This is a genomic window from Acinetobacter pullicarnis (genome assembly GCF_006352475.1).
Classification (GTDB): Bacteria; Pseudomonadota; Gammaproteobacteria; order Pseudomonadales; family Moraxellaceae; genus Acinetobacter; species Acinetobacter pullicarnis.
Map to the genome: position 1 here is coordinate 1354252 of NZ_VCMZ01000001.1, position 20434 is coordinate 1374685.

Consider the following 20434-nt stretch of genomic DNA (forward strand, 5'->3'; position numbering starts at 1 on the left):
GAAGGTATCGTATTTTAATAAAGCGTTATTCTAGAATATTTGTAAATGAAATAAAAGGTTAATTGTAATTTATAAAAAGTGTTTATAAGAACATAAAAGCCCTAAGATCCAATGATTTTAGGGCTTTTGTGATCATTCGTGTGAGTTTTCAACTGATCATGGTTTTATTTTTTCGCATGATGTGCCGGGCTTGGCGGTGCGATTTCCCGACGTCCTTGCCAAACATCAATAAAGTCTTGTTCGTTCAGATTATACAGTTCCAATAATGCCAAAATCACGCCACCCACAACCAGTGAATCTTCAGTTTCGGTTTTGAAATTAGGAATTTTACTGTTAATGGTGTGCAGAATATCTTGTATTTCAAAGACGCGATCGCGACCATTACTGTCAACGGGTGACATCGGGGTGTTTAAGACGATAGCGACAAGACTTTTTTCGGCTGCAGAGAGCTCAAGTTGTTGTACTGCAAGTTCAGGTTCTACCGCAAAAATCACATCAGGATCAATAAAGGTCTGTAAAAGTTTCTGATTTAATTTTGGGAGCGTTTTTTCAACAAATGGGCGAAATGATGCTGGAAAAATAACTTTTTGCCCAATGCCTTTAAACATCGGAGCAATTTCTTCGACTTTATAACCTGCAACACCACAGCCGACAGCCGTGATGAAGAATTTCATTTTTGGATGATGTTTAACGTAAATTTTAAAATCATCAATATAATGTTGAATCTGGGACAGTGGCATTTGCTGTAAATGCTCATTCATGGTTGGAATCGCAAAACTTTGTCCTGCCCAACCTCGGCCAACGCCTTTGGTTGCACCAAAATGTTGTAGAGCAATTTTAGCTGCGCCACCGGCATGTGTGCCTGCCATATTGCTACCAAATACAAAGATGGTATCTTCAGCTAAAGTCTTGATAATACTTTCATCGTGATAGTGATAGGTCATGGAGTTTACAGGCTGTAATGGTTGATTTCTCATGTTGCAATTGAATTGCAAGCGCGTCAAGTTTTAAATCAGTTTAATATAGTGTGATATATCATGCGATCATGCTTGAATATTTTTGGTAGTACCCAATCTAATACGACAGTCTGACGGTTCTCAGACAATCTAAGCCGAGTGCTAGATTTTTCCTTCGAATTTTTCAATATTGAGAGATAATCTGTGAGCGAAAACCAACCTTTTGAATTAGTTACTAACTTTCAACCTGCAGGCGATCAGCCTCAAGCCATTGAAAAACTGGTCAAAGGAATTCGGCAGGGTTCACATGATCAACTTTTACTGGGGGTAACGGGCTCAGGTAAAACCTACACCATGGCCAATGTGATTGCCCAGTTGCAGCGTCCAACTATTGTGATGGCGCATAATAAGACCTTAGCCGCGCAGCTCTATGGCGAATTTAAAGCATTTTTCCCCAAAAATTCGGTTGAATATTTTGTCAGCTACTATGATTATTATCAGCCTGAGGCCTATGTGCCTTCTTCAGATACCTTTATTGAAAAAGACTCAGCAATTAACGATCACATCGACCAGATGCGTCTTTCGGCAACCCGAGCATTATTAGAACGCCGTGATTCTATTATTGTCGCCTCAGTCTCTGCGATTTATGGTTTGGGCGATCCGAATGCCTATATGAGCATGTTACTGCATGTGGTGCAGGGTGATCGGATTAGCCGCGCTGAAATTATTCGACGTTTGGTAGAAATGCAGTATAGCCGTAATGAACTGGAGTTCTTGCGCGGTACTTATCGTATTCGCGGTGAAATCGTTGATATTTTTCCTGCTGAATCCGATCAACATGCGATTCGAATTGAATTGTTTGATGATGAAGTGGACTCGATTCGTTGGTTTGATCCGATCAATGGCAAAATGGTACGCAAAGTGCCACGGATTACGATTTATCCTAAAAGTCACTTTGTGACGCCAAAAGATAATTTACAACGTGCAATCGGTACCATTAAAGAAGAGCTTAAAGAACGTCTGGTATTTTTCCGTGAGCATGACAAATTACTTGAAGCACAGCGGATTGAACAGCGTACCCGTTATGACTTGGAAATGATGCAACAGCTCGGTTATACCAATGGGATTGAAAACTACTCACGACATTTGTCTGGGCGTCCATCTGGTGAAGCGCCACCGACTTTATTTGATTATTTGCCTGAAGATGCCTTACTGATTATCGATGAGTCACATGCCACCGTTCCACAAATTGGTGCGATGTATAAAGGTGACCGTTCACGTAAAGAAAATTTGGTGAATTATGGTTTTCGTTTGCCAAGTGCGTTGGATAATCGCCCAATGCAATTTGAAGAGTGGGAGCGGATTATTCCGACCACGATTTATGTCAGTGCAACACCGGCCAAATATGAATTAGAAAAATCGGAATATATTGTTGAACAAGTGGTGCGTCCAACGGGATTGATTGATCCAGAAATTGAAGTGCGGCCTGTACTGACGCAAGTTGATGATGTCCTGTCTGAGATTAATATCCGCAAAGTGCTGAACGAGCGAGTATTGATCACGACGTTAACCAAACGTATGGCCGAAGACCTCACCTCATACTTAAAAGAATATAATGTAAAAGTAGCCTATTTACACTCGGATATCGATACAGTAGAGCGGGTTAAAATTATTCATGAATTGCGCACAGGAATTTATGATGTGATTGTCGGGATTAACTTGTTGCGTGAAGGGTTGGATATGCCAGAAGTGTCTTTGGTAGCGATCCTTGATGCTGATAAAGAGGGTTTTTTACGTTCTGAGCGAGCATTAATTCAAACCATTGGGCGTGCTGCACGAAATATCAAAGGTAAGGCGATTTTATATGCCGATCGGATTACCGATTCGATGCGCAAAGCCATTGATGAAACCGCACGTCGCCGTGAAAAGCAGATTCAATACAATACCGAACACGGTATTATTCCACGCAGTGCCATACGCCAAGCCATTAAAGAAATTGATACTGGCGAGGTGTTTGAGGATGATTATGCCGAGGCATCTGGATCTGCAAAAGTTCGTGCGATTACCGCTGACGAGCATCATTTATTGTCCGATCCAAAGCTGTTGGCAAAACATATGGGCAAACTTGAGAAAGAAATGTTGAAGGCTTCCAAAGAACTGCAGTTTGAGCAAGCTGCAAGCATTCGAGATGAAATTGTGAGGTTAAAAGCGCAAATGCTGATGTAACAACCGTTGCACGGTGCCGCTTTGAATTTATTATAAAGTTCTTGTAAATTTAGTTCACAGTACAATTTCGATTGTGCTGTTTTTTTTCGCAAGATCACCTATGATTCACGCATGAATTAACATCAATTTTATGAGGTATAAGATGTTTAAGGGCATCGTCCTGTCTATCTTGGCTTCTGTTACTTTTGGTGTTTTATATTTTTATAGCCAATTGCTCGGTGATTTCGATAGTCTGCAGACCTTTGGCTGGCGCATTATTGCAACCCTGCCATTTTTAAGCTTGTTTATGTATTACACCCGTGAATTAAATTTGGTGAATACCGTATTTCAACGCTTACGTCGTCAACCCTATTTAATTTTAGCCTTGCTGCTGACCTCGGCTTTGTCGTCGGTACAGTTGTGGTTGTTCTTATGGGGCCCGATCAATGGTCGCGGCTTGCAAGTTTCATTGGGATATTTCCTATTGCCACTGGTGTTGGTATTGGCTGGCTGTGTATTTTATAAGGAAAAACTCAGCAAGTTCCAAATGCTTGCCGTTGCTTGTGCGATCTTTGGCGTGAGCCATGAAATTTGGCGACAGGGGGGTGTGGCATGGGAGACCTTGTTGGTCGCTGTTGGTTATCCGCTGTATTTTTTACTCCGTAAAGCTTTAAAAACCGATCACTTAGGTGGTTTTTGGTGGGATTTACTACTGTGCTTGCCCGTCGCAATTTATTTCACCCAGACCGGTACAGACGCCTACGTTAAATTCTTGAATTTTCCAATTTTATTTTTAGTGATTGCGGGTTTAGGCATTTTAAGCTCAATCGGGTTGGGCAGCTATATTTTGGCCAGTCGTTATTTGCCGCTGATTTTATTTGGCTTACTCAGTTATGTTGAACCCGTGTTGCTGGCATTTGTATCTATTCTCTTGGGCGAAAGTATCCAAGCAGATGAATGGTGGACTTATATTCCAATTTGGGTGGCAGTGTTTATTTTGGTGGTTGAGGGTGCATGGCATCTTTATCAGCAACATCAAAAAACCAAGAATTTGGCGTTAAATCGAGAGAAGCTCGCGCAACGACTGAATGATGAGACGCAATAAGCACATTTTCATCTGCTTTATTTAATTATCATTTGATGAATTATGACTATTTTCTAAATTAATGTCGTATTTAGTGCAAATAAGCTGCCCTTACTTCAGCTTTTGATACAATCTGCTGGCGATTTCCTTTACAATTGTCGTGGTTTAAATTGTAGCCTATTAGATATTAAATAGAGGACGTATCTGTGAGCAAAGACACCATCATCGCCTTACACGCAGAACACCAAGGTCGTTGGGCCAATCGCGAAGAAATCGCTGAACGTATGATTGCGTTAATTGGACAACTGTACCGTGAAAAAAATATTGTTGTTGCTGTTTACGGCCGTTCTTTAATCAATCGCTCTGTGATTCAGATCTTAAAAACACACCGTCGTACTCGTGTGTTAGATGTTGAACTTTCAGTTGTAAGCACTTTCCCAATTTTAGAAGCTTTAATGAATGTGCCAAATATTGGTACTGCTGAAGTTGACATTGGTAAGTTAGCGGTTGAATTTAAAGAAAAAGGCGGCGACATCAACGAATTCGTTGCCAATGCTGTGCGCAGTATTGAAGGCGGCAAAACTGAAGAAACATTAAAAGATGTCGTTCTCTATGGTTTTGGTCGTATCGGTCGTATCCTTGCACGTCTGATCATCAGCCAATCTGGTTTGGGCCGCGGTCTAAACTTAAAAGCAATTGTGGTACGTAAATCTTCAGATGGCGATTTGTCTAAACGTGCATCTTTACTACGTCGTGACTCAATCCACGGTACATTTGCAGGAACCATTTCTGTCGATGAAGAAAATGAAGCCATCATTGCCAATGGTAACTTCATTAAAGTGATCTACGCAGCAAATCCAAGCGAAGTTGATTACACCGAATACGGCATTGAAAATGCACTTGTGATCGACAATACTGGTATTTGGCGCGATGCTGAAGGCTTAAGCCGTCACTTAGAATGCCCAGGTGTTGCTCGTGTTGTTTTGACTGCACCAAGTAAAGGTGAGATGAAAAACGTGGTGTTTGGTGTGAATAACGCTGACATTCTCGATGAAGATAAAATCATCTCTGCTGCAAGCTGCACCACCAATGCCATTACACCGGTATTGAAAGTGATTGATGATAAATACAAAGTATTAAATGGTCATGTTGAAACAGTTCACTCTTTCACCAACGACCAAAACTTAATTGATAACTATCATAAAGCAGATCGTCGTGGCCGTGCTGCAACATTGAACATGGTCATTACTGAAACAGGTGCTGCAAAAGCGGTGGCGAAAGCACTTCCTGGTCTGAAAGGTAAGTTGACAGGTAACTCGGTACGCGTACCAACACCAAACGTTTCATTGGCGATTTTGAACTTAAATCTTGAAAAAGAAGTTAATCGTGAAGAATTAAACGAATATATTCGTCAAATTTCGATTAGCTCAAGTTTACAAGGTCAGATTGGCTATACCAATTCAACTGAAGTTGTTTCAAGTGACTTCATTGGCTCGCGTACTGCTGGTGTGTTTGATGCACAAGCCACCATTACTTCTGGTACACGTTTAACCGCTTATGTTTGGTATGACAATGAAGTGGGTTATAGCTGCCAAGTATTGCGTATTGCTGAACAAATGTGTGGTGTGAAATACGCTAAAATTCCTGCAGAAACGAATGCTTAATTTATAACTGCACGATCAAAAAGAGTCTCTTATGAGGCTCTTTTTTTTACCATAAGCAGCTGTGGCAGCTGTGAAAAATGCAGGAAATTAGCAGGTAGGTGATGTCATTTAATTAAAGTTGAATGCAGCTACTTTATAGTGATTTTTTTATTTAAATAAGTTTAAATACGACAACAAAATACTTTTTTCTTCTACATAAACAATTAGATACTACAACAAAATTTCAGACAGAATGGTCAAGGAACACAGCGCAAAGTGGTTAAACTGAGCATTCAGCTGTGTACACCAAGGAAAGTCCATTGAATATAAGAAGACTGTTAGGTGCTTTAAGTTTTATGGTGATTGCTGCACTATGCGGTGTGTTGATCGCTATTTGGATTTTTAAGCATTTCAATATTTATATTCCGCTTGAAAATCAGGCGGTCAATATTGATTTACAGGCACCTTTACAGGCCAAGGTGCAAATTCATGATGCGCTGGATGTTGATGTAAGTGGGAAAGTCGATGCGGTGATACCGATCCATGAAAAACTGAATATTCCACTGACTCAGACTTTAACCCCGCATGTATATTTTGATAATCGAGTGCCGATTAAGAGCACTATTCCTGTTAAAGAAGTTTTGAAAATTGCGCAAAATATGCCAATTGATACCAAGGTTACGGTAAAAGTACTTGGCCAAGATATTAGCTTGCCTTTAAAAGGTAATATTCCGATTAAACTGGATGTGCCAATTGATCTCAAGGTGCCGCTCAATCAAATTGTGCATCTCAAATTTGATGCACCGGTTAAAGCGGTATTAAAACAAAATTTACGACTTCCCTTGGATGCTACGCTCAATACCAACATTCCAATTAAAGGGCATTTGAATGTGCCAGTGAAAACCGCTTTGGCTGCCACGGTCGATGTAAAAAATACTTTGCCTGTTAAAATCCAGCAGGGGCAGTTAAAAATTCCATTAAATAGCGTGGTGTTATCGCGCACTGATGCGATACCTATTGTGAAGCCTAGCGTGTCGCAGGCTCAGGCGAATCAAAAGCAAACACAGATCGCGCCCCAACCGGTCAAAACACCATGATTATGTTTAGCTCACTCAGAAATATGCTACTGAGTTTTATATTGTTGGTTGGGTTGGTTGCGCTGTTATTTTGGCTCTATCTCAATTTGCAAGCATCTCTTTCTATTTCATCACAACGCGCCAGCATTCAGTTATCTAAGTCGTTGGCGACCACCATTCATGTCGGTAATCATTTGCAAACTCATGCTGTTGGCAATCTAGACACCATTATTGCTTTGGATCGCACATTACAATTGCCTTTAAAAGGTCGGTATTTGGCGGAATTAGATTTTGCTGTAGAAACTCCGATTACGGTGGATATTGATTATCAAACCAATATTAAAATTGAGAGCGTGATGCCCTTAGAAACCACAACAGATTTAGTTTATCAAAACTCTCTATTACCTAAATTTCCATTAAAACTTAATATTCCAATTAAAATGAATGTGCCATTTCATTTGAAACGACGTTATCGGCTTCCGATTAAAATCGACTTTAATGGCTTGGTTTATTTTGATTTTAACGAGATACTCGAAGTTCCCGTCAAGCATCAATTTAAGCCTATTCTGGCCATCAATGACCCTGTTCAAATGGATAGAATTGCTTCATTTAATGCCACGATGTATAACCTTAACCGTGACACAACTGCCAATTTAGAGATGAAAATGACTTTACCACTTAAAAATCTGCATCCCTAAATAGGCTTGAAGCTTGATTTTTAAGTTTTTTAGTTTTTGAATAGCGCGTGTACTTGGCTTTGAATCGGTGTGCTCGCGCGACCAAGTAGCTGTGCCAAATCCGTCGCATTTGAGTACATGGCGCCATGCGTGGCTTGCACATCGGCATCAACAATCACATCGACCAGTCCAGCCGGTAGCCCTGCACCAATTAAGGCTTGATGATAGTCATTGGGACTTAAATCTTGATAGATCACTTGTTTGGCTGCGGCTTCACCAATATAGCCAGCCAACTCTGACAAACTAAAGGCTTCACTGCCTGCTAACTCATAAATGTCATGTTCATGACCAGCTGACGTTAAAACTTTTGCGGCTGCTTCAGCATAGTCGTGACGTGATGCTGAACTGATTTTGGCATCTTGCGCAGCGCCATAAAGTACGCCTTGGGCTACAACATGTTGGATATTGGCTAAATAGTTTTCACTATACCAGTTGTTACGTAGCAAGCTGTATTTTAAGCCACTGTTTTGAATGAGTTTTTCAGTTTCACGGTGTTCGCCTGCCAAGCTGAGTGGGCTATGTGTTGCATTATATAAACTGGTGTAGGCAAGATAGGGCACACCGGCTATTTGGGCTGCTTCAATCACTGCACGATGTTGAGGAACGCGACGACCAATTTCATTGGCTGAGATCAGTAGTAATTTATCAATGCCTTGTAAAGCCGGAACTAAGCTTTCAATTTGATCATAGTCAAAATGCCGTACAGTAACACCAAGATCTTGAAGATGTTCGGCTTTTTGTGGATCTCGAACCAAGGCAACCACATTTACCTCTGGTGCTTGTTGACGTAATGCTTGAATGACAAGTTGACCCAGTTGGCCATTTGCACCCGTAATTGCAATATTCATGTGATACCTTCCTGTTGTTCATATAATAGACATGGTGATATGATCTTAGGCTTAAAGCTTTCTTTATGTAAGTACGTACCTAAAAGTTAGTAAGTTTCGTTTTGGAGAGAAATAATGAGCGCCTATGCGAACAGTAATTTGATTGGTCAAGTTTTGTCTAATGATTGCCCTTCACGGGAAATCTTGGAGCATCTCACTAATAAGTGGTCAGTGTTGGTTTTACGTTGTTTAAGTGAGGGGGTGCAACGTTTTAGTGAGTTAAGAAAACGTATTGAAGGGGTGAGTGAAAAGATGTTGGCACAAACCTTAAAAATTTTAGAACGAGATGGTTTTATTTTACGAACAGTCTACCCACAAGTGCCTCCCAAAGTTGAATATCAACTGACCATTTTGGGGGCACAGGCTGCGGAGAAGTTAAATTATTTAATTGCGTGGATTGAGCGCAGTTTGCCAGAAATTTTAGAAAATAAAAAAAACGTATAGGCTTAACGTTTAAAACGACGAATCGGATTACCACGCTCAACTTGCCCATGCTGTATATGTCGTGCAAGTTTTTGATCGGCTTGCGCTTCGTCAGCATATTGTTGCAACTTTAATGCGATCAGTTCGCAGGCGCGTCGTTTATTGGCATGCTGACTGCGTTCGGTCATGACTTTGACGCTAATGCCAGTTGCAATATGGGTCGCATGCACGGCTGAATCGGTGGTGTTAACGTGTTGACCACCACTTCCTGTAGCACGACATGCTTGAAAGCGAATGCTGTCATCGGCAGGTAAAAGTTTGGGAGCTTTAAACGCTGTAATGCCAATAAACCAATTTTTACGTTTATGTTGTGGCCGAAACGGGCTTTGAAAAGTCCACTGGATACTGCCGCACCAAGTGTTGCTCCATGCCTCAAGTTGCTCACCCTTGGCTTGCAGTAAAATGGAGGCATAACCTGCTGGGGTTACGATTTCTTCTATGCGGGTTAACTCGATTTGCTGTTGCTTTGCATCGGCTAAAAGCTGTTGATAGGTAAATTTGACGGCCTGTTCACATTCTGCTGGGCCTTGAGCAGCAGTTAATTGCATAAATAACATTTATTCGGTTCGATTATTCCATTGGATTTTAAAATTAATTTGGTGTTTTAACGCGGTCATTGTTGAGGGTGGTTTTATTATTAAGTGATTTAAATTAAGCACTTAAGTATAGTTTTTTTATGCTTGCGCAGGTATTTTGCACAAACTTTAAATAAAAGCCAGTCACTTGTCAAATCTGTTGCTATGCAAAAACATGCATTCATGCAGAATACTATTCGAGAAATCTTGTAAAATATGGCAAAATAGGCGGTTTAAAAATATTTAGAGGATTGGCAGCATGCGCTTTGTTGATGAAGCAGTCATTACCGTAGAGGCTGGCGACGGTGGCAATGGCGTAGCCAGTTTTCGCCGTGAAAAATTTGTACCCTTTGGCGGACCTGATGGTGGTGACGGAGGGCGCGGTGGTAGCATTTTTATACAAGCAGATGATAATGCCGGTACTTTAGTTGACTATCGTTATACCCGTCGTTTCCGTGCGGAACGTGGTAAAAATGGTTCAGGCGCAAACTGTGCTGGTCGCGGTGGTGAATCAGTCACCTTGTTTGTTCCAATTGGAACCACAATTGTAGATACAGAATCTGGTGACATTATTGGCGATTTGGTCGCAAGCGGCCAAAAAGTAATGGTTGCAACGGGGGGAGATGGCGGCTTAGGCAATACGCACTTTAAGTCATCGACTAACCGTTCACCACGTAAATGTACCCATGGTTTTAAAGGCGAGTTTCGTGAAATTCGCTTAGAGTTAAAGGTTTTGGCCGACGTTGGTCTATTGGGTATGCCGAATGCGGGTAAATCGACGCTGATTCGTGCCGTATCTGCAGCAAAACCAAAAGTGGCTGACTATCCATTTACCACCATGATCCCAAATCTTGGTGTGGTCGACGCGGATAGCCATCGTTCTTTTGTAATGGCCGATATTCCAGGTTTAATCGAAGGTGCAGCAGAAGGCGCTGGTTTAGGCATTCGTTTCTTAAAACATTTGGCACGTACCCGCATTTTATTGCATATCGTTGATGTGCAACCAATTGATGGTTCTGATCCTGCTTATAATGCCAAAGCCATTACCAATGAACTGGCGAAGTTCTCACCAACCTTGGCGAAATTGCCAGTGGTCTTGGTCTTGAATAAGCTTGATCAACTGGCTGAAGATACCAGAGATGAATGGTGTCAGCATATTCTCGATGAATTGCAATGGGATGGTCCGGTGTTTAAAACTTCTGGTTTGCTTTCAGAAGGCACAAAACCTGTGGTGTATTATTTAATGGATCAAATTGAGCAGCAGCGTGAGCGTGAACTCGAAGATCCTGAATATGCAGCAGAAGTTCGAGCCTTCCGTGAACAACTTGAAATTGAAACTCGTGAACAAACCATTGCAGCGAAAGAAGCATATCGCTTAATGCGCAAAGAGCAGCGTGAAGCTGGCTTGTTGCTAGATGATTTAGATGAATTTGAAGACGACGAAGAAGATGACGTGGAAGTTGTCTACGTTCGTTAAGTAGAGCTGAGGAACAACATGATACAAGTGGTAGATGGGCAACGTCAGCTTAAGGCGTGCCAACGGATCGTGGTTAAGATCGGATCTGCACTCCTCACAGCAAACGGGCAAGGTTTAGATCTCGAAGCCATTTCGCATTGGGCGAAACAAATTGTAGATCTACACCGCGCTGGTCACGAGATGATACTTGTGACCTCGGGTGCAGTGGCGGAAGGTATGGTACGGATGAAGTTGCCAAGTCGACCCACTGATTTACCCAGTTTGCAAGCCTGTGCCGCCATTGGCCAAATGGGCTTGATCCAAACTTGGTCGAGTGTTCTAGATCGTCATCAAGTCAAAACAGCGCAAGTGTTATTAACCCATGACGATTTAAGCGATCGTCGACGTTATTTAAATTCATGCGATGCATTGCAGCAACTAATTGAATGGCAGGTTGTTCCTGTCATCAATGAAAATGACACAGTGTCGACAGACGAAATCCGTTTTGGCGATAACGATACTTTGGCAGCGATGGTTGCAGGTCAAGTTCATGCAGATTTGTTGATTATTTTGACCGATCAACAGGGCATGTTTGATGCAGATCCGCGTAGTAATCCAGAGGCAAAACTCTTGTCTACGGTGCGTGCATTAGATGAGCAACTGTTTGAAATGGCAGGCGGTAGTGGTGCATTGGGGAGCGGAGGAATGCTCACCAAAGTGCGCGCAGCACGCCTTGCAGCAAAATCAGGCTGTCCAACCTTAATTGCCAGTGGTGAAAGTGATCGAGTCCTCGCACGCTTAATGGCGGGCGAAATGCTAGGTACTTTATTTGTCACAGACAATGATCGGATTACGGCACGTCAACAGTGGTTAGCAGCACATTTGCAAACGGCTGGACGTCTAGTGATTGATGATGGTGCCGTCAATGCCATTAAAGCACAGCATCGCAGTCTTTTGCCTGTTGGGGTGAAAGCGATTGAAGGTCATTTTGATCGTGGTGATGTGGTTGAGTGTGTTGATCAAATCGGTAAGCGTATCGCAGTGGGTCGCGTCAATTTTAGTTCGCGTTCTGCTGAATTGGTCAAAGGTCTGTCTTCAGACAAAGTTCACCAAGTACTTGGTGAAGCGCGTTCTTTAGAAATGATTCATCGCAATCATATGGCGATTTATTAATAACATTATTCAGCATTTAAGTTTTTAAAAGCTCGTTTCGACGAGCTTTTTTGTGCTTTGGATTTGTCTTTAAGCAAGTTTTCCTGCGTGACTGAGGATTGGTGGGAGTTGCTGATCCTCTCCAACCATATAGCGATGATCGGCCAAACTCAGCATTTCCAAGTCTTCTTTGCTATTACCATAGGCATAAACTTTTGCATAATGATCTAACGGATATTTCCGTTTAAGTCGAATTTGTTTTTGTGCTGAACTACAGTCAGGAGTAGAGAATCGTCCTGTGAGTTTATGCTCAATAATCTCAGTCTCAGTACAAATTAAATCGATATCGAGGAGTTGGCAAAAGCGCGTAAGATATAAGTCTAATGAGGCGGAAATAATAACAATATCATCACCTTGTTGCTGATGTTTTAGCAGTTGCTGATATAGGGGATGATTGAGCTGGGACAAAAGTCCTGCTGCATATTCATCTGCCAATGCTTGTATATCAGCTGCCGTAGCACCCGCAAACATGGCATGAAAAAGCTTTGGGCGCATTGCATGTGCAGGATAGATTTTTAAGTAATAGGCTTGAATCCATGGCAATATTTTTATGCCTTGCTTAACAATATGTCGTTTAGACAGGGCATAAAATATAAATCCAGTAAAGCTATCTTTTTTGCACAGCGTGCCATCAAAATCAAATAAGGCTAAGTTTTTATACGCTTGGCGCGATGCATACATGTGTCATACCGTCCATTTACCCGACTCGCATACCAATTGGTATTGTAATCTCGACTTAGTTTAGGGCCTGAAATAACGACCTCTGGCATGATCGCATAAGGGTGCGCCTTGCCCACTTTGTCTTTATACAGTTTATTGATTGCGATATAAGTTTGTGTTTTCTCAAAGTCTAAATCTTTTTCTTTTTTCAAGTCGCTACGTAGTTGTCTTGGTGTAATTAAAATATTGTTTTGAATGAATAGGTTGTTAATCGTTTTTTCAGTGGTTGAAACGATAGGTAATGGGTTTTCATTTTTATCATACGAGAGAAAATCACCATCTAAGCTAAGATCACTGTCCATCAGCTTATTCACCATTTTCTGCACTGCAGCATTGCGGCTTGAGTAAGTGCCTGAGTTAAAGTCCGCAAAACGATAAATTGCTTTGTCATAAGCAGCTGGATACATCATTAAGCGATGAATACCATAATACAATCCACCATATTGAGTGTACAACTCGTCACGTAGTTCGTTGGTGCTGATACTGGAGCGTTTATTGGCAAGTGCATAATTAATATGAACTTGCATTGAGCCTAAGGTGGTGATCGGATTCATCTTCTCAGAGAAATCTTGGCCCACAAGTTTTGCAGCACCTGTTAATGCACTGATATGATAATGCTTGGACATATAAGCAAAGATTTCACGATAAAGTACATCGAGTTGTTGCTCATTTTTGACTTTGCTAATTCGCTTATAATAGTTATCTTCAGGAGTTGGTTGATTTTGCAATACATCTTGAAAGTAATCTGCAAGTGGTCCACCAATCGTTTCACCCAGTTTTGCTTCAAATTTCTCTTGTAAACGCGTGCTTACTTCTTTGGCAGCTTTAGGGCCCAAGCCTGCGACATTTGGATTGGCAACAAAATTAGACTCTTGGTCCACGACAGCAATAATGGTGCAGATATTCTCTTTGCTGTTTGGGATTTTCAGCTCTTTATTAATTGCATCAATGTCTTTGGCCCATGAAGCGCGATCTTTTACACGACTTGGAATCAAACTGGTGATTTGTTCGGTGTTGAGCTGAGGATCATCCGTAGACCACCAAGAACCATTTCCACATGCTGTTAAGCTTAGAGATAGGCTGAGGGCATAAATGGGACGAAGCATCAGAGAATTGTATTTAAGTAGTTTCATATGAACGAAATAGCGCTCAACAAAAGTAGAAGACAAATATTGGCCAAATTATAGCTTGTTTCTATTATTTTGTTCGATTTTATATGTATCTCAATCTGGAACCAGTTATAAACTTTTGTAAATGTGGGTGTAATTCAACTAAAGTTACTTCTATTTGGGCTGTGAGACAATCTAAATATTTTCGCTTAAAGTCAGAAATGGCGGCTTTCTTCGTCATGCTGTGCGGTACATTTGACTGGAAAACTTCTGCATATATCAATACGGATCTAAGTTACAATTAGCTATATTTATTTAGAAAAACAGCGATATGCGTGATACTTATTTAGATACATGCAAAGGGGTTTTAATTTTTCTGGTGGTTTTTGGCCATTTTCTAGAGCGCATGATTGGTTGGAATGATGATGTAAATAGAGTGTTGGTGAGCACTGTTTATTTTGTTCATATGCCGGCCTTTATTTTTATTTCAGGGATGTTTTTTAAGGGTACTGATCTTTTTAAGAAAATCATTTATTTCTGTTCTTTGTTGATTCCTTTTCAGATCGTATATGTTGTTTTCGACTCATTGATTAGTGGCAATCAACTTTCCACGACTTGGTTGATGAGACCCTATTGGATTTTGTGGTATTTATGCGGAATGATTGCATGGACACTGATGATGCTACTCCTGAAAAAAACCGGCTTTCCAGTGTTGATTTCAATCATTTTGTCGGTATTGATTGGACTGTCACCCATCAATAATTACGTATTCTCAATAGGTCGCATCTTCACATTCTTGCCATTTTTTGTCATCGGTAGTGTCTATGGTAAGCAAATTGTACAGCTTGTCAAAGGCAATAAGCAGGCTGCAATTTACGGATTCATTGTGCTGGTCATTATTGCTTTAATCAGTCAGTTCAGTGGCTTGGCAAGCGGGTGGCTGTATGGCAGTCTGAGTTTTAAACAACTCGGTGTCGACCCGTTGACTGGTACGGTGACACGGTTATCTGTATTTTTAATTTCAAGCCTTGGTATTTTGGCGGTACTCGCACTTACGACGTTGTTCAAAGGGAAGTTGAATGATGCCTGTGTGAATCTAGGACAACATACCTTGGCTGTTTATTTGTTGCATGGCTTGGTCGTGATTGCTTTGGCGCGTTACTTGACGCTTCCCGATCAATTTTTAATGCGTTTATTGCTTTGTTTATGTTTATCAATCATTACTTGTGCACTGTTAAAGCTGGATATGTTTGAGAAGTTGATAAAAGCCGTTTCTTCAGTACTGATGAATCTAGTGAAATTTAAAACTTAATTTTTTCACATATAAGCATACTCTGATCGTTAGGGCTTAAAGTTGTGTTGAGTGAACTCGCTTGCACCAAAGAATAGATATTTTGCTTAGAAATACCTAAACTAGCCAGGTCCTTTCAAGGTCTCAGACTGACCAAGATGAAATTTTAAATAATATTTTCCATTTGCACCCCTTTGTAACTGTGGTGCAAGTCAAGTGCAACCACAACATACCCAATGCCATGCGTGTGAGATTAAACCAAGAGAAATGAGGTTAAGAAAATTGAGCCAAAACAACGTGATTGCTGAATTATTCGATAGATCAATCGATAGGAAGATTTGGGTCGCCCCGATGGCGGGTGGGATCGATAATGTATAATAGTTATTATAATTCAATGGTTTAGTTTTTTGTTGGCGGTGCAAGGTGTAAATACGGTGCAACCGCCATTGATATTCATTAAATCTCAATCCTAGGCATTCATAGCAACCCAGTCTTTCTTTGCAGTATTTTGAACACTCACCAACCATAATGCAACATCGCTTAAATGCGCATAAAAAGGCGAGTTGCGACCATCCGACTTAAATACAGGGAAAGGTAGGTTACATTTGTTAGCCCGCTTGTTTGCCTGAACCAAAGTTAGGTGGGGTAAGTAATCCGGGATTAACTCCTCCAGACTCACGACCGGTTTGCGATACTTCATTTGAAGCAGCCATACTATGTCAAAAGGATCGTCGATTTTTCTAACAACACCCATCACTTCACCTCCAACGCTTCAATCATTGCTTGCTTTATAACAGCATCATAAACATCACCAGCAATACCGCCACACACCTTGGCAGTGATTGCAATTATCTCGGCCATGTTGTCTGAGCATTCCTTTGGTACCAATACAAAACCCTCCGGCACAGCGTTCGATTTAGCTCTTAACTCATCACGCTCTTTGATCACCGCAGCACCGCGACCAAGAAGCTCATTGATACGGCCTTCTAAATCCCAAATTTGAGATGCCAAACCTTCGGTATGAGCTCGATCCAATTCTCTCTGAAGCATCACTAGCGCCCAATACTGGAAGGCCTTGTTTGGGCGATGCTTGTCTAGAAAATCAAGCGTATCTCTTGTGAACGGATGGTTCGTAGATCCCATTTTTTCTTTAAACAGTTCGAATTTTCTATCAAGATCTTCTAGCTTTTCAACATCCATCACGCCACCCTCAAATAACTAATATTAAATTCACGGCGGGCATCGATAAGCGTGATTACCGCCTGGCTTTTAAGTGAATCAATAAGACTTTTGCCGACCTTAAAGTACTGCCGAGAAAACAATTCAAAGCGCTCAACACAATAAGCATTCATTTCATAACTTGGTTCTACATCTTCGCCGTGAAATATCTTCGCTACATTCTGGCCACGCTTTAGAGTCACACAACCTTTCTTGCTATTTGGCTCATGGCCACCATTCAACATCCACTGGATGAATGGGGCACACAGATCAGCAGGGAGGTGATTAATAACCTTGATTACTTCGAGCTCCTTTTTCATGAAATCACCTTTTGCAGTGCATGTTTTTTGCTTTTAAGCCTGGCTAATAAAATGCAAGATGCGTTATTCAATGGTGTGGCTAATCGTCTAAATGTCTGGTTGTATCGAACTAACTCAGATCGACTTAATAAAACTAGATTCTCAATACTGCAGTCTGTTTTATCTAAATTTTTAAAAGCCACCACATGATCACTTGGTACCGGACCATTGTGCTGTACCCATACGACACGATGCTTCAGCTCAAAAGTATTTGGCTCTGCGGTTTTGATAAAAACATACCCATCCTTGCTGCAGATTCTTTCAAAGCCAATAGGTTTGTGGTTCCATGCATCCTGATTCTTTTTAAAGCTTCCACTATTTGGCTTACATCGGCCTTTGGTGCCAGTATTCCAAGAAGTAGCACCTTTAGCAAAAAGACCGGTGCGACCTGTTTTCCATTTCTTACGTGTACACAGTGCTTTAATTTGATCGACTGCAAGTTCTGTATTGAATTTTGAGTTAACTAATTCAGCTAACGCTTTTCGCTCTAAAGTACAGTTAGCTTCAATAAAAGCTAACTGCTCAGGCGTGTATTTAATTGCTACACCTTTGGCCATGATTCACCCGATTAGATTTTGTGGAATTTCCACAGCATCAATATTTTTAATCCCACGATATTCAGCAACAAGTTTTGCGGCACTTAGGCGCATATTATTGTTCTTGATTACCTGCTCACTTACTTTTTCAATTGCATCTGTACGCTGCAGCTCAGCTTCGAGATCTTCACCACGCAGATCGGGATTGCTCAATCGCTCAAGCTGTGCGAATAGAACCGCATTTAGATCGATAGGGGTACTCATGCAACTTCACCCTCAAGCACACGGCGGCGCTTCACAATCTCAGCCATAAACTTCGGCTGCATTTCGGGACTACGTGCACCCACATCAACTTCTAAAACATCCAATGTTGTTAAATCGACAGCACTCTTAATCCGATCCATCAGCGTAGGCGGTGCTTCAACATCAGCCGGTGCAAGCTCAATGAGCCGTTTATTGATTGCAACCAATAATGGTTTACGCTGTTCTTCGGTCCAGCTGCGTGTGTATGTGACAAGCGCATTTGCCTCAACCGGTGTTTTTGCAATAGCAGCGCGGGCGAGTAGGTCATCTAATATTTCGAGGCGCTTAATTTCTTCTTCATCAACCGGTGCACTCAAATCCGCCTCGACTTCAAGTGTCAATCGTCTTAATTCACTAATGCTTAATGATTCTTTGTGATTTTCATACTGGCTCATGATCAAGTGCCCAGATTCGCCGTGAAGCTGTTGAAGCTCAGGCAATAGCGCTTCAAGATCACCAATTGTTAAAGCTGCGGTAATACGGTCACGCAATGACTTTTCATGACTAAGCTGATTTTTAGCATCATCAAAAGTGACAAGGTTATCTTCTTGAATAACAGTTTTATCGACTGCAGTTATTTGGATACTGCTTTGAGATGTCTTTTCTACAGCATCATTTGATGCTGCAATTTGGACATTCTTATTAGCCACAACAGGAGCTTTAGTCTTGCGAGTAGCTTTGGGCTTCTCATGATTTGTTCCAACCGGAACAACCAATGACTCAGTACCAGCGTTGCGACCGAGTGCAATACAAAGTGCTTTAAATTGAAGTTTTGCATTTTCAACATCACGCTGAGCAAATCCGCGCTCGATCGCCGTATCTAACGCAGCGGTACGGCGATATTTATAGTGATAAATAGAGTCATGAGGCTGAATCACATAAACATCTTGCTCGTCTTGAATTTCTTCAAGCGTCAACGGCTTTGTAAATGTAATACCAGCAAGCGCCATGGTTTCGATCTTGATGCAAAACTCGTAACCGGTCTTAGCGAAAATGGTAGCGGGGAACTGCTCGATATCATCAAAATCCATCAATTCACCCACGGCACGGCATAGAATGTTCTTGCCGGCCAACATTGCGTTAAATGCATCTTGAGGCGTTAAAAGTGGTGTATTCATTTTCTATTCCTCAGTTATGGAGTTGATTTTGGTTTTGACTGTGATTCGGTGGTGGGGCAGACCAACCCATCTGATCTGCGCGAGCATCACAGGCACGTTGAATGGATTCGGCGTACTTAGTTGACCCAAAGGTGTCAATTGCTCTATCCAATGTTCCTGGCTTACTGGCTGAAGCAATTGCTTTGAGCGCATCTTGATAGCGTTGCTCGATTGGTTTTTGCTGCTGACCTTGCTGTTGTCTAATATTTGCTTGTGGTTGCATGTTTTGTTGAATTTGAGCCTGTGGCTTTTCTTCTTCTGGTAGATCTTCACCAGCATAGATATAGAGACCTAAACCATGTGCAGCGATGCCTTTCACCAAGCACCGCATCATCGCGCTATTCACATCAAAAGCATTTGGATTTGCGATAGCCTTATTACTATTGTTCATGACTGGCAAGAACATATAGATGCTTTTACCGAACATGGTTACATCGCAATGAACCATCATTGTTTTATCAGCAAAAACCATAGGGTCTCTAAATACCCAAACCGCTAAAGGATCGGCCTTCATAGCCTCGCTAACAGCAAAAGTCCATGACAAATAAGTGAAACGGCCTTTCTTTTCGGTATGCTTGTTGACATTGATTTTTGATAATTTCGTAAAATTATTTTCTAGTTCAGGTGTGTGCACCGTATTAGTTTGATTGGTTGTAGGCATTACGCAGCCTCCTTTGCACATTCACAGGTACCGCAAAACGCATAAGTCAAAGGACTTGGCGCATCAGATGGTGTTACATCTGATATATGCATTGGGATGCTTTGTTTTTTATGCGTCACAATCACAACATCACCAGTGCGATCCGAAACAACACCTTCTTTTGAAGAGAAGCGGGTAGATCGTGCATTGTTTGTTACTTTACAGAAGGTAACTTCATCACCAGCCTTGATAGCCGAGCGATCAACAGGGATGATCTTTCCACAGGTAGGGCAGTTATAATTTTTCATGACGCCACCTCAACCAAGCTATTCTTTTCGATATACGCCGTGATCAACTGGTTAATGCTGTAGTGATCGTTTGCGTCAGTGAAGTCAGAGAAGGCGTCCCCTGAAACTGTTGTGATGTTGATTGCGTCAAGGCTTGTGATTTCGACTGCCGTGTATTCAGAACCTGGTACGCCGTAGCTATCTGGATGCGCTTCGAATGTGAATTGCACATTTAGGATGAAGTCGTCGAGGTTGATAACTGCTGTACCGGTTGATGCACCAGTGATTGCAAGTGACTGAATAGAGAATTCAGCAGGGGCAATGTTTACTACTGGAGCAGGTGTGTTGTATCCAGTGAATTCAGGCTGATAAGCAAATGCTAATGCACCTACCGCTATCGAGCATGAAACAGCTGTCGCCGTTGCATAGTTGAAGATATTGGTTTTTACGTTCATAATGATCTCGCAGTTTTGAAAAGCCTCGATCTCCGTCTAAAGTTA

23 protein-coding genes are annotated in these 20434 nt (G+C 41.5%); 9 read left to right on the top strand and 14 right to left on the bottom strand.

Annotated features, from left to right (window positions below; all coding sequences use genetic code 11):
• Positions 1 to 164: 164 nt before the first annotated feature.
• Positions 165 to 944 carry an A1S_2505 family phage non-structural protein gene (locus tag FD716_RS05890; RefSeq protein WP_139853622.1) on the bottom strand — a complete coding sequence of 260 codons (780 nt, stop codon included), beginning with the start codon at positions 942 to 944 and terminating at the stop codon, positions 165 to 167.
• A gap of 216 nt (positions 945 to 1160) precedes the next feature.
• Between FD716_RS05890 and uvrB the strand changes: the two genes are divergently transcribed.
• From uvrB to FD716_RS05915, 5 genes are all read left to right on the top strand, one after another.
• Positions 1161 to 3182 carry an excinuclease ABC subunit UvrB gene (gene uvrB / locus FD716_RS05895; RefSeq protein ID WP_139851416.1) on the top strand — a complete coding sequence of 674 codons (2022 nt, stop codon included), beginning with the start codon at positions 1161 to 1163 and terminating at the stop codon, positions 3180 to 3182.
• A gap of 142 nt (positions 3183 to 3324) precedes the next feature.
• A complete protein-coding gene (gene rarD, locus FD716_RS05900) occupies positions 3325 to 4266 on the top strand; it encodes an EamA family transporter RarD (RefSeq protein ID WP_139851417.1) in 942 nt (313 codons plus the stop codon).
• A gap of 185 nt (positions 4267 to 4451) precedes the next feature.
• Entirely contained in the window at positions 4452 to 5909 is a 1458-nt protein-coding gene (locus tag FD716_RS05905) for a glyceraldehyde-3-phosphate dehydrogenase (RefSeq protein ID WP_139851419.1), read from the top strand.
• Between the two features lie 335 nt (positions 5910 to 6244).
• Entirely contained in the window at positions 6245 to 6985 is a 741-nt protein-coding gene (locus FD716_RS05910) for an MFS transporter (RefSeq protein WP_407641922.1), read from the top strand.
• Between the two features lie 2 nt (positions 6986 to 6987).
• A complete protein-coding gene (locus FD716_RS05915) occupies positions 6988 to 7662 on the top strand; it encodes a hypothetical protein (RefSeq protein ID WP_171477083.1) in 675 nt (224 codons plus the stop codon).
• Positions 7663 to 7691: 29 nt separating this feature from the next.
• Here the strand turns inward: FD716_RS05915 and FD716_RS05920 are convergent, their stop codons facing one another.
• Positions 7692 to 8549, bottom strand: coding sequence for an SDR family oxidoreductase (locus FD716_RS05920; protein ID WP_139851424.1), 858 nt, complete (start codon positions 8547 to 8549; stop codon positions 7692 to 7694).
• 114 nt (positions 8550 to 8663) lie between these two features.
• On the opposite strand from FD716_RS05920, the gene FD716_RS05925 reads away from it, so the two are divergent.
• Positions 8664 to 9032, top strand: coding sequence for a winged helix-turn-helix transcriptional regulator (locus FD716_RS05925; protein WP_139851426.1), 369 nt, complete (start codon positions 8664 to 8666; stop codon positions 9030 to 9032).
• 2 nt (positions 9033 to 9034) lie between these two features.
• Here the strand turns inward: FD716_RS05925 and prfH are convergent, their stop codons facing one another.
• The gene (gene prfH, locus FD716_RS05930; RefSeq protein WP_139851427.1) at positions 9035 to 9628 is read right to left on the bottom strand and encodes a peptide chain release factor H; all 594 of its coding nucleotides are present in this window, start codon (positions 9626 to 9628) and stop codon (positions 9035 to 9037) included.
• Between the two features lie 277 nt (positions 9629 to 9905).
• Between prfH and cgtA the strand changes: the two genes are divergently transcribed.
• Complete coding sequence (gene cgtA / locus FD716_RS05935) at positions 9906 to 11123, top strand: Obg family GTPase CgtA (protein WP_139851429.1); 1218 nt, start codon at positions 9906 to 9908, stop codon at positions 11121 to 11123.
• Between the two features lie 18 nt (positions 11124 to 11141).
• Positions 11142 to 12275: a glutamate 5-kinase gene (proB, locus tag FD716_RS05940; RefSeq protein ID WP_139851430.1), complete on the top strand. Its 1134-nt coding sequence runs from the start codon at positions 11142 to 11144 to the stop codon at positions 12273 to 12275.
• A 69-nt stretch (positions 12276 to 12344) separates the two neighbouring features.
• Here proB and FD716_RS05945 read toward each other — a convergent pair whose 3' ends face one another.
• Positions 12345 to 12995, bottom strand: a complete 651-nt coding sequence (locus FD716_RS05945; protein ID WP_139851431.1) for an HAD-IB family hydrolase — start codon at positions 12993 to 12995, stop codon at positions 12345 to 12347.
• Positions 12962 to 14167: a DUF1615 family protein gene (locus FD716_RS05950; protein ID WP_139853623.1), complete on the bottom strand. Its 1206-nt coding sequence runs from the start codon at positions 14165 to 14167 to the stop codon at positions 12962 to 12964. Before FD716_RS05950 ends, FD716_RS05945 begins: the two co-directional genes overlap by 34 nt.
• Before the next feature lie 307 nt (positions 14168 to 14474).
• Here FD716_RS05950 and FD716_RS05955 point away from each other — a divergent pair, with 307 nt between their 5' ends.
• Positions 14475 to 15455 (top strand): acyltransferase family protein, encoded by a 981-nt coding sequence (locus FD716_RS05955; protein WP_139851432.1) that lies wholly within the window; start codon positions 14475 to 14477, stop codon positions 15453 to 15455.
• Between the two features lie 448 nt (positions 15456 to 15903).
• Here the strand turns inward: FD716_RS05955 and FD716_RS05960 are convergent, their stop codons facing one another.
• Genes FD716_RS05960 through FD716_RS06000 form a run of 9 tightly spaced genes read right to left on the bottom strand, consistent with a single transcriptional unit; the run spans position 15904 to position 20389 of the window.
• On the bottom strand, positions 15904 to 16188 hold the full coding sequence (locus FD716_RS05960; RefSeq protein ID WP_139851433.1) for a pyocin activator PrtN family protein: 285 nt from the start codon (positions 16186 to 16188) through the stop codon (positions 15904 to 15906).
• Positions 16188 to 16634, bottom strand: a complete 447-nt coding sequence (locus FD716_RS05965; RefSeq protein WP_139851434.1) for a hypothetical protein — start codon at positions 16632 to 16634, stop codon at positions 16188 to 16190. Before FD716_RS05965 ends, FD716_RS05960 begins: the two co-directional genes overlap by 1 nt.
• Positions 16634 to 16972 carry a hypothetical protein gene (locus FD716_RS05970; RefSeq protein ID WP_139851313.1) on the bottom strand — a complete coding sequence of 113 codons (339 nt, stop codon included), beginning with the start codon at positions 16970 to 16972 and terminating at the stop codon, positions 16634 to 16636. The genes FD716_RS05965 and FD716_RS05970 overlap by 1 nt, the downstream gene beginning before the upstream one ends.
• A complete protein-coding gene (locus FD716_RS05975; RefSeq protein ID WP_139851435.1) occupies positions 16969 to 17568 on the bottom strand; it encodes an HNH endonuclease signature motif containing protein in 600 nt (199 codons plus the stop codon). The genes FD716_RS05970 and FD716_RS05975 overlap by 4 nt, the downstream gene beginning before the upstream one ends.
• Positions 17569 to 17571: 3 nt before the next feature.
• Complete coding sequence (locus tag FD716_RS05980; protein WP_139851436.1) at positions 17572 to 17811, bottom strand: hypothetical protein; 240 nt, start codon at positions 17809 to 17811, stop codon at positions 17572 to 17574.
• The gene (locus tag FD716_RS05985) at positions 17808 to 18968 is read right to left on the bottom strand and encodes a hypothetical protein (protein WP_139851437.1); all 1161 of its coding nucleotides are present in this window, start codon (positions 18966 to 18968) and stop codon (positions 17808 to 17810) included. The genes FD716_RS05980 and FD716_RS05985 overlap by 4 nt, the downstream gene beginning before the upstream one ends.
• A gap of 10 nt (positions 18969 to 18978) precedes the next feature.
• Positions 18979 to 19668 (bottom strand): Sak single strand annealing protein, encoded by a 690-nt coding sequence (locus FD716_RS05990; RefSeq protein ID WP_228714916.1) that lies wholly within the window; start codon positions 19666 to 19668, stop codon positions 18979 to 18981.
• Positions 19668 to 19955 carry a hypothetical protein gene (locus tag FD716_RS05995; protein WP_139851318.1) on the bottom strand — a complete coding sequence of 96 codons (288 nt, stop codon included), beginning with the start codon at positions 19953 to 19955 and terminating at the stop codon, positions 19668 to 19670. Before FD716_RS05995 ends, FD716_RS05990 begins: the two co-directional genes overlap by 1 nt.
• Positions 19952 to 20389 (bottom strand): hypothetical protein, encoded by a 438-nt coding sequence (locus tag FD716_RS06000; RefSeq protein WP_139851439.1) that lies wholly within the window; start codon positions 20387 to 20389, stop codon positions 19952 to 19954. The genes FD716_RS05995 and FD716_RS06000 overlap by 4 nt, the downstream gene beginning before the upstream one ends.
• Positions 20390 to 20434 lie beyond the last annotated feature (45 nt).

Coding starts and splice junctions, on each gene's coding strand:
- FD716_RS05890 (WP_139853622.1), bottom strand. CDS start 944: ATGACCTATCACTATCACGATGAAAGTATTATCAAGACTTTAGCTGAA.
- rarD (WP_139851417.1), top strand. CDS start 3,325: ATGTTTAAGGGCATCGTCCTGTCTATCTTGGCTTCTGTTACTTTTGGT.
- FD716_RS05910 (WP_407641922.1), top strand. CDS start 6,245: ATGGTGATTGCTGCACTATGCGGTGTGTTGATCGCTATTTGGATTTTT.
- FD716_RS05915 (WP_171477083.1), top strand. CDS start 6,988: ATGTTTAGCTCACTCAGAAATATGCTACTGAGTTTTATATTGTTGGTT.
- FD716_RS05920 (WP_139851424.1), bottom strand. CDS start 8,549: ATGAATATTGCAATTACGGGTGCAAATGGCCAACTGGGTCAACTTGTC.
- FD716_RS05925 (WP_139851426.1), top strand. CDS start 8,664: ATGAGCGCCTATGCGAACAGTAATTTGATTGGTCAAGTTTTGTCTAAT.
- prfH (WP_139851427.1), bottom strand. CDS start 9,628: ATGTTATTTATGCAATTAACTGCTGCTCAAGGCCCAGCAGAATGTGAA.
- cgtA (WP_139851429.1), top strand. CDS start 9,906: ATGCGCTTTGTTGATGAAGCAGTCATTACCGTAGAGGCTGGCGACGGT.
- proB (WP_139851430.1), top strand. CDS start 11,142: ATGATACAAGTGGTAGATGGGCAACGTCAGCTTAAGGCGTGCCAACGG.
- FD716_RS05945 (WP_139851431.1), bottom strand. CDS start 12,995: ATGTATGCATCGCGCCAAGCGTATAAAAACTTAGCCTTATTTGATTTT.
- FD716_RS05950 (WP_139853623.1), bottom strand. CDS start 14,167: ATGAAACTACTTAAATACAATTCTCTGATGCTTCGTCCCATTTATGCC.
- FD716_RS05955 (WP_139851432.1), top strand. CDS start 14,475: ATGCGTGATACTTATTTAGATACATGCAAAGGGGTTTTAATTTTTCTG.
- FD716_RS05960 (WP_139851433.1), bottom strand. CDS start 16,188: ATGGGTGTTGTTAGAAAAATCGACGATCCTTTTGACATAGTATGGCTG.
- FD716_RS05965 (WP_139851434.1), bottom strand. CDS start 16,634: ATGGATGTTGAAAAGCTAGAAGATCTTGATAGAAAATTCGAACTGTTT.
- FD716_RS05970 (WP_139851313.1), bottom strand. CDS start 16,972: ATGAAAAAGGAGCTCGAAGTAATCAAGGTTATTAATCACCTCCCTGCT.
- FD716_RS05975 (WP_139851435.1), bottom strand. CDS start 17,568: ATGGCCAAAGGTGTAGCAATTAAATACACGCCTGAGCAGTTAGCTTTT.
- FD716_RS05980 (WP_139851436.1), bottom strand. CDS start 17,811: ATGAGTACCCCTATCGATCTAAATGCGGTTCTATTCGCACAGCTTGAG.
- FD716_RS05985 (WP_139851437.1), bottom strand. CDS start 18,968: ATGAATACACCACTTTTAACGCCTCAAGATGCATTTAACGCAATGTTG.
- FD716_RS05990 (WP_228714916.1), bottom strand. CDS start 19,668: ATGCCTACAACCAATCAAACTAATACGGTGCACACACCTGAACTAGAA.
- FD716_RS05995 (WP_139851318.1), bottom strand. CDS start 19,955: ATGAAAAATTATAACTGCCCTACCTGTGGAAAGATCATCCCTGTTGAT.
- FD716_RS06000 (WP_139851439.1), bottom strand. CDS start 20,389: ATGAACGTAAAAACCAATATCTTCAACTATGCAACGGCGACAGCTGTT.